Here is an 8,236-nt window from a genome sequence, read left to right as displayed (position 1 = left end):
GTATATAATTTTCCTAAATTGATAGAATTAAAAATTAGAAAAAGGACTTTTGAAAAATGAGCGGATGTAAATTCTACAATACAATACAATACAATACAATACAATACAATACAAGCCATTAACATATAATTTTTGGCTGTTTTTTCATTGCAAAACTAAAAAATTATATATTCCAATTTATTTTATATTAGGAGTTTTATCATGATTAAACTCTTTTAAAAAACTGAAACCGACAAATATATCATAATAAAACTTTTATTTATTAAAATTACTTTCAAAAAGAAAAATCCTAAATCGGATATAGACGATATTGTCTGGTGGATACCAAATAGAAGATTAAGAAAAGCTATAAGAATTTTTTACGGAGATTTAGAAAATATGAAACGAGATTTATTAGAATTGAAAAGTTTAAAATTAAATTCCACAAAACCTATAATGTCAGATTTGGAAAGAGAATTATTTATAAATACGATTAAAAATTCTAAACATTATTTGGAATTCGGCGGAGGCGGAAGCACTTTTCTCGTTTTGAAATCTACCGATGCAAAAGTTGTTTGTGTGGAAGGCGATATAAATTGGATTAATCATATGAGGATGAATTATTTTATATACGAGCAAGAATTATTATGCAGACTAAAATTTTATTTTGTATATATTGGAAAAATTAGAGATACAAGTTATCCAATAGACGATTCGGAATATGATAAATATCCAAATTATTCGTCAAATGTTTTTGAAGATATAGATAAAGAAAAAATAGATACGGTATTTATAGACGGAAGATTTAGAGTAAGTTGCGCTTTACAGAGCATTATTAATCTAAATAAAAATGCGATTATAATCATACATGACTTTTTCGATAGAGATTATTATCATGTGCTTTTAAATTATTTGGAATGCATAAATCAAGCGGATACATTAGGCGTTTTTAAAATAAAAGAAAATATAGATTATAACGAAATAAAAGAATTGATAAAAAAATATCAATATGATTTAAGATAAATTGAAATAATGCTAAATATAAGCCATATAACCAATGCATTATTGATATTTTACATTTTTAATATATAATCAAAATAATATCTCGTTTAATAGATTAATTAAATTATTCAAATTATTAAATAATTAAAAAATCGGGTTTTAACAAATGGAAAAACTTAAAAATTATTGGAATGAATTTTTAGAAATTTTAGAAAAAAAAGAAGAATATAACGCCATCACTTTACTTGAAAGTTCCGCTTTTATAATCGATAAAAATAATAATCCGACTATAGTTTGTTCGGGCGATTTTGCCGCGACTCATATCAAAAAAGATTTTCTAAAAAGAATAGAAGATTTTTTTAAATATAAATGCGAAAAAGATATAGACATTAAAATTATTGTGGATGCAGATTTTATTAAAAATAATAATATTAAAATTGAAAAAGAAATTAAAGAAGATATAAAAGAAAAGACAATTAATAATATCGATTCCGCAAAAAAAATTGATAAATCGAATTTGACGAATTTAAATAAAAAATTTCGTTTCGATAATTTTATTCAAGGCAATAATAATAGATATGTTTTTGAAGCCGCAAAATTGGTTTCTTCAAAAGCTGGAAAGGAATATAATCCGCTTTATATTTACGGAAGCGTTGGAATTGGGAAAACTCATATACTTCAGGCGATTGGAAATAATTATTTGGAAATAAATAAAAACGCGAAAGTTCTTTATGTGGACGGAAGCGGTTTTAGAGACGAATATATTCATGGACTTCAGATTAAAAAGCCCGATATTTTTAAAAGAAAGTATAAATCTCTCGATATGTTTTTACTTGACGATTTACAGTTACTTGAAAGCGCTCAAGAAACTTCAAAAGAACTTTTTGAGATTTTTCAATTTTTGTATAACGCGGGAAAACAGATGGTATTTGTAAGCGATAAACCTCCAAAAGAATTGAGAAATATTGAAGCGAGATTAAAAAATAGATTTGAACAAAGTTTGATTTTGTCGATTGAGCCTCCGCAATACGAAACGAGACTTGCAATTATAGAAAGAAAAATTAAAGATTTGAATACTTCCATTGACGAAGAAATTATGAAATATATGGCGGAAAATATTACAACCGATGTTAGAAAAATCGAAGGAGCGATAATGTCTTATTTGTCGGTTAGAGATATAATGAAAATTACTCCGAATGTCAGTCAATGCGAAGAGATGAATATTTTTAAAGATTATTTTACGAGCAAACCAAAATTGAAAAATGCCACGATAAAAGAAATTAAAAAACGAGTTTCCGATTATTACGGAATGGAAATTTCTTTACTTGATAGCAAAGACAGAACCAAATTTATATCGAAGGCAAGACATGTCGCAATGTATTTGGCATGCGAATATTCCAAAAAATCCGTTACAGAAATAGGTTTGGATTTCAATCGTGACCATGCTTCGGTAATTCATGGAAGAGATAAAATTAGAGAAGAATTGAAATCTAATTCCCATTTGTCGCTCGAATTGAATAATATAATATCAAGTTTTAATATTGAAAGCTAAAATTCATAAAAAATATTGCAGAATTTAAAATTTTTTTTATTTAAAGTATTGACTTTTATATGGATTTTGTTTATAATAATAAGTGTGTTTTATTATGTTTATTCATAATAATACATTTTTTTTCATAAACCTCCTTATAATTCCCGCTGCGGTCCTTTCCTCAGCGGGGATGCTTTTTTAAATCTTATTAACATAATTTTGAATTTAATCTTTAAATGCAGTATAAAAACGATACAAATTATATATATTTTAAAGTTTAATAATAATACAATTTATATTTATTATGTTTACTAAATTATTTGAATCGTTATAATTTTGATAGAATTTATTAAAAATTCCGCGTTTTTCTTAAATAATAATTAAAATAATTGGCATATTTATTGCATATTAATATAGCGTAAAGATTTGATAAAAAATTGATAAAATAAAAATAAATAAAGTTAAAAGTTAATTGGAAAGGAGAATGGCGATTAAATGGAAGAATCAAAAATGGAAAACGGCAAAGAAATAAATAACGAAAATATCGAAAATAATGAAAGTATTGAAACCGAAGAGAATTTAGAAAATAAAGAAAGCGATAACGAAGATAATAAAGAAAACGAATTGAATAAAAAAATTGAAGAATTGGAAAATCAGAATGCCGATTTGAAAGATAAATATATGCGAGCTATGGCGGAAATGGAAAATATTAGAAAGCGTGCGGCGAAAGAAAAAATCGACACGATAAAGAGAGCGAATAAAGATTTATTATTATCTCTTTTGAATTTCATGGATAATTTCGAGCGGGCGATAAAAGCGGGAGAAAATAATAGCGATATTCAAAATAGCGAATATTACAAAGGAATAGAATTGATACATAAACAGTTTATAGATTTTATTCATGATAACGGAGTGGAAGAAATAGAATGTTTGGGCGGAGAGTTCGACCCGAATTTGCATGAGGCTTTGACTATGGTTGAAATTCCCGATTGCGAGCATGAAAAAATTGTGGAAGTTTACGCTAAAGGATATAAATTAAACGATGAGCTTTTGAGAACGGCTAAAGTTATAGTTGGAAAACCGAAAGCTAAAGAATAAATTAAAATTGCAAAAAATTTAAATTAATAAATAAAATAAATAAATTTTTAAAAATAAAAAATAAATTAAAAACAGGAGATTTTTTATGGCGCATATTCAACTTTTTAGAGCTTATTACGAGCCGAAAGCTGCGGACAGACAGCATATTAATACCGTTTTACAAGATTTAACGGATAAAATTAATAAGCATATCGAGAATAGGGAAGTAATAAATGTCGACCTTAATACTTCTCATTTGGGAAACGGTCACACGGAATATATTGTAAGCGTTCTGACTAAAGATTAAATTTAAGAACGCAATATATTTTATTAAAAAAATTATTTTTAAGGAGAGAATACAATGAGTAAAATAATAGGTATAGATTTAGGAACTACAAATTCATGCGTATCCGTAATGGAAGGCGGAAAACCTGTAGTTATAACGAATAGCGAAGGAAACAGAACGACTCCTTCGATTGTAGCTTTTACGAATAAAGGCGAGATTTTGGTGGGACAGCCCGCTAAAAACCAAATGGTAACGAATCCTGAAAATACTATATTTTCAATAAAGAGATTCATGGGAAACACTTATAACGAAGTAACGGAAGAGCGCTCGAGAATGCCTTATACCGTTTTGGAAGAAGACGGAAAAGTAAAAATAAAAACTTTGGAAGGCAATTTTACTCCGCAAGAGATAAGCGCGAGAATACTTCAAAAGATGAAACAAACGGCGGAAGAATATTTGGGAGAAACTGTAACGGACGCCATTATTACCGTGCCAGCATACTTTAACGACAGTCAGAGACAATCTACAAAAGACGCGGGAAGAATTGCGGGGCTTAATGTTTTGAGAATAATCAACGAACCTACGGCGGCGGCTTTGGCTTACGGAATGGAAAAAAAGAAAGACGAAAAAATAGCCGTTTATGATTTGGGAGGCGGAACTTTCGATATATCCATATTGGAATTGGCTGACGGAGTATTTGAAGTAAAAAGCACGAACGGAGATACGCATTTGGGAGGAGACGATTTTGACCATGCGGTAATCGACTGGCTTATAAGCGAATTCAAAAAAGAGCAGGGCATTGATTTAAATAACGATAAAATGGCTTTGCAAAGATTGAAAGAAGCCGCGGAAAAAGCTAAAAAAGAACTTTCAAGCTCATTGCAAACCGATATTAATTTGCCTTATTTGACTGCGGATGCATCTGGACCTAAACATTTGAATGTATCTTTATCTAGGTCTAAATTTGAAGAGCTAATAAGAGATTTGGTTGAAAAAACGAGGATTCCATGCGAAAAAGCGATTCAAGATGCGGGCTTAACTTTAAACGATATAAACGAGGTTATATTGGTTGGAGGTTCTACGAGAATTCCTTTAGTCCAAGAAACCGTTAAAAACATATTTAATAAAGAGCCGAATAAAAGCGTAAATCCAGACGAAGCCGTAGCTATGGGAGCGTCAGTTCAAGGCGGAATAATAAAAGGAGATGTTAAAGATGTTCTCCTTTTGGATGTAACTCCTCTCTCTTTGGGAATTGAAACGGAAGGAAGCGTAATGACTGTTCTTATAAATAGAAATACCACGATTCCTACGAAAAAGAATCAGGTATTTTCAACGGCGGCGGATAATCAGCCTTCGGTAACTATAAGAGTTTTACAAGGCGAAAGAAAAATGGCTAACGACAATAGAGAGCTTGGCAGATTCGATTTGGTTGGAATACCGCCAGCGCCTCGTGGAGTTCCACAAATAGATGTTACTTTCGATATAGACGCAAACGGAATAGTGCATGTATCGGCTAAAGATTTGGGAACGGGAAAAGAGCAGAAAATAAGAATAGAATCTTCGAGCGGATTAAGCGAAGAAGAAATTAATAGAATGGTTCAAGACGCGGAAAAGCATGCCGAAGAGGATAAAAAGAAAAAAGAAGAAGTGGAAGCTAAAAATAACGCGGACCACATGATTTATCAAACGGAAAAATTATTGAAAGAATCTGGAGATAAATTACAGCCTTCCGATAAATCCGAAATAGAATCTAAAGTGTCCGCTTTGAAATCGGCTATAGATTCTAATAATACGGATAATATCAAAAGGGCTACGGAAGAACTTCAAGCAACTTGGAGCAAGGCGTCAGAATCTCTATATAAACAAGGACAGCAATCTGGAGGACAAACGGGACAGCAAAGTCAGGCAAATGAAATGAATAACGAAGATACGAGAAAAGACGATTCGGTTGTGGACGCAGATTACGAGGTTGTGGACGATAATGATAAAAAGTAAAAGTTGAATATAAAGTCATTTGGCGGTTAAAGTATTGAAGTTGAAAATTAAAATATAGACGAAATATTTTAGCCGCCTATTTGATTATATTGTTCTTTGATATATAATTATACGAATTCAATTATAAAGGTTTTGATTTTGATTAATAAATTATTAAAAAAAGATGCATCAAAAAAAAGTAAATCGAAAAAAAATATTTTCTCTTTTATGAATAATTTTACTGATAATTTTGTAAAGAATAAGAAGAAAGATATTCATATTTTGGAGACGATATATATAGCTTCGATGCTTTCGATGGTTTGCGGTTATGTGGACGCTTATACTTATATAACGAAAGACGGAATTTTTGCATACGCTCAAACGGGAAATATTATATTTCTTGCAATGAATTTGGCGAGAGGCAATTTTTACGGAGCTATAGATTATTTATTTCCAATATTGTCTTTTATATGCGGAATTTGGTTCGCTCAATTTATAAAAAAAATTACGAACGGAAAACATATAATGGAATGGGGATATATTATTTTATTAATCAATACGATTATATTTTTTATGGTTGGGATATTTTCAAAGAGTTTCCCAAACGCTTTAATGGTTAGTTCTGTTTCTTTTATATCGGCGGTTCATATGTCGACTTTCAATAAAGTGGAAGGGCTTTCCTATGTTTCCACAATGTGCACGGGAAATTTGCGCTCGGCTTCGGAACATTTATTTGATTTTTTCTTTAGCAAAAATAAAGTCAAAGATACTTCCATTAAAAGCGGAAAAAACGGACTTATTTATTTGATTATTATTTTGTCCTTTACTTTAGGCGCGTATTTAGGCTCTCTATTTACTAATAGATTTGGAACTAAATCGGTTTGGATTGCCGCGGGAGTATTGATGTTTGTAAATAGTTTTATGTTTTTTGAAGAGGTTTAAAATTTTTAAAGTATTTTGGGAATATTAAAAGTATAATTATATTTTATTTTTATTTAATTTAAGTCAAGAAGGATATTTATAAATGGCTGATAAAAGAGATTATTACGAGGTTTTGGGAGTTTCAAAAACTGCAAATGCGGACGAGATAAAAAAGGCATATAGAAAGTTGGCGATGCAATATCATCCCGACAGAAACCCAAACAATAAAGAAGCGGAAGAAAAATTTAAAGAGGCTACGGAAGCCTACGAAATATTATCGGACGAGAAAAAACGCGCTCAATATGATAAATTCGGATTTCAAGGAGTTCATAGCGATTTTGCGGACGCTTACGGAAGAGGCGGTTTCGATTTTTCTTCAATGTTCGGCGGAGGCGGAGGTTTTGGAGATTTGGACGATATATTTAGTTCGTTTTTTGGCGGAGGATTTGGCGGCAGAAGTTCTACCAGACAGAGAAGAGGAAACGATATAAGATACGATGTTAATCTTTCTTTGGAAGACGCGGTATTTGGAAAAAAGATGGAAATCAAACTCGATAAAAACGATGTCTGCGATGTTTGTCATGGAAGCGGAGCGGAACCAGGAACAAAAACTACCACTTGTCCAACCTGCGGCGGAAGCGGAGAGATAAGAACGGCTCAAGGATTTTTCAGCGTGAGAAGAACTTGCAGTAGATGTCATGGAAGCGGTTCGATAGTAACAACTCCATGCAAAAATTGTAATGGAACGGGAACGATTAGAAAACCGAAAACTATTTCCGTAAATATTCCTAAAGGCATAGACGACAACACTCAACTTAGAGTTTCGAGAGAAGGCGAAGCGGTTGCAGGCGGAATTCCCGGCGATTTGTATTTGTATATTAATGTTTTGCCTCACAGATATTTTATCAGAGACGGGGTCGATTTGATAACGGAAGTCGGAATAAATATAGTTCAGGCGACTTTGGGAACGGATATATTGATAGAAACTTTGGATAAGAAAAAAGTAAAATTAAAAATTCCAGCGGGAACGAATAGCGGGCAGGTATTCAAGCTCAAAGGCGGCGGAGCGACAAATCTAAATAGAGGAGTTCGCGGCGATTTGCTCGTTATAGTCAATATCGATGTAAATAAAAAATTGTCTGCGGAAGAAAAACGACTTTATAACGAATTGAAAAAAGTTATTCCAAGTAACGATGAGCCAGAATTAAGAAAGCCTAATAAAAGTATTTGGTGATTTTTAATTTAATTTTATTAATTATAAAATATTTTATTTAAATTTTTATTAAAAAAAATATAAATAAAGTGTTGCAATAAATTTTATAATATGTTATAATTTTTCTTAAATTAATTAAATTAAACAAAATAACAGGAGAAGAAAAATGAACAAGTTTCATAGGCAAAACGAAATAAGCGATTCTTATTCGTTTAATAATTCTAAAAAAAATAAAAAATATAATAATAAAAAT

Annotated in this window: 7 protein-coding genes; all 7 read left to right on the top strand. The window is 30.9% G+C overall.

Annotation, left to right across the window (positions count from 1 at the left end):
* Positions 1-378: 378 nt before the first annotated feature.
* The 7 genes from ACR0QS_RS08255 to dnaJ all read left to right on the top strand — a co-directional run bounded on the left by ACR0QS_RS08255 (position 379) and on the right by dnaJ (position 8,004).
* On the top strand, positions 379-1,002 hold the full coding sequence (locus ACR0QS_RS08255; protein WP_432632967.1) for a hypothetical protein: 624 nt from the start codon (positions 379-381) through the stop codon (positions 1,000-1,002).
* 145 nt (positions 1,003-1,147) lie between these two features.
* Positions 1,148-2,533 carry a chromosomal replication initiator protein DnaA gene (dnaA, locus tag ACR0QS_RS08250; protein ID WP_432632966.1) on the top strand — a complete coding sequence of 462 codons (1,386 nt, stop codon included), beginning with the start codon at positions 1,148-1,150 and terminating at the stop codon, positions 2,531-2,533.
* A 474-nt stretch (positions 2,534-3,007) separates the two neighbouring features.
* Entirely contained in the window at positions 3,008-3,610 is a 603-nt protein-coding gene (locus ACR0QS_RS08245) for a nucleotide exchange factor GrpE (RefSeq protein WP_432632965.1), read from the top strand.
* An 85-nt stretch (positions 3,611-3,695) separates the two neighbouring features.
* A complete protein-coding gene (locus ACR0QS_RS08240) occupies positions 3,696-3,896 on the top strand; it encodes a hypothetical protein (protein WP_021957751.1) in 201 nt (66 codons plus the stop codon).
* 54 nt (positions 3,897-3,950) lie between these two features.
* Positions 3,951-5,870 (top strand): molecular chaperone DnaK, encoded by a 1,920-nt coding sequence (gene dnaK / locus ACR0QS_RS08235; protein WP_432632964.1) that lies wholly within the window; start codon positions 3,951-3,953, stop codon positions 5,868-5,870.
* A 207-nt stretch (positions 5,871-6,077) separates the two neighbouring features.
* On the top strand, positions 6,078-6,791 hold the full coding sequence (locus ACR0QS_RS08230) for a YoaK family protein (RefSeq protein WP_432632963.1): 714 nt from the start codon (positions 6,078-6,080) through the stop codon (positions 6,789-6,791).
* Between the two features lie 82 nt (positions 6,792-6,873).
* Positions 6,874-8,004, top strand: coding sequence for a molecular chaperone DnaJ (gene dnaJ / locus ACR0QS_RS08225; protein ID WP_432632962.1), 1,131 nt, complete (start codon positions 6,874-6,876; stop codon positions 8,002-8,004).
* Positions 8,005-8,236 lie beyond the last annotated feature (232 nt).

The organism is Brachyspira sp. (genome assembly GCF_050873525.1).
GTDB lineage: Bacteria > Spirochaetota > Brachyspiria > Brachyspirales > Brachyspiraceae > Brachyspira.
This window is presented reverse-complemented; position numbering and strand designations above follow the sequence as displayed.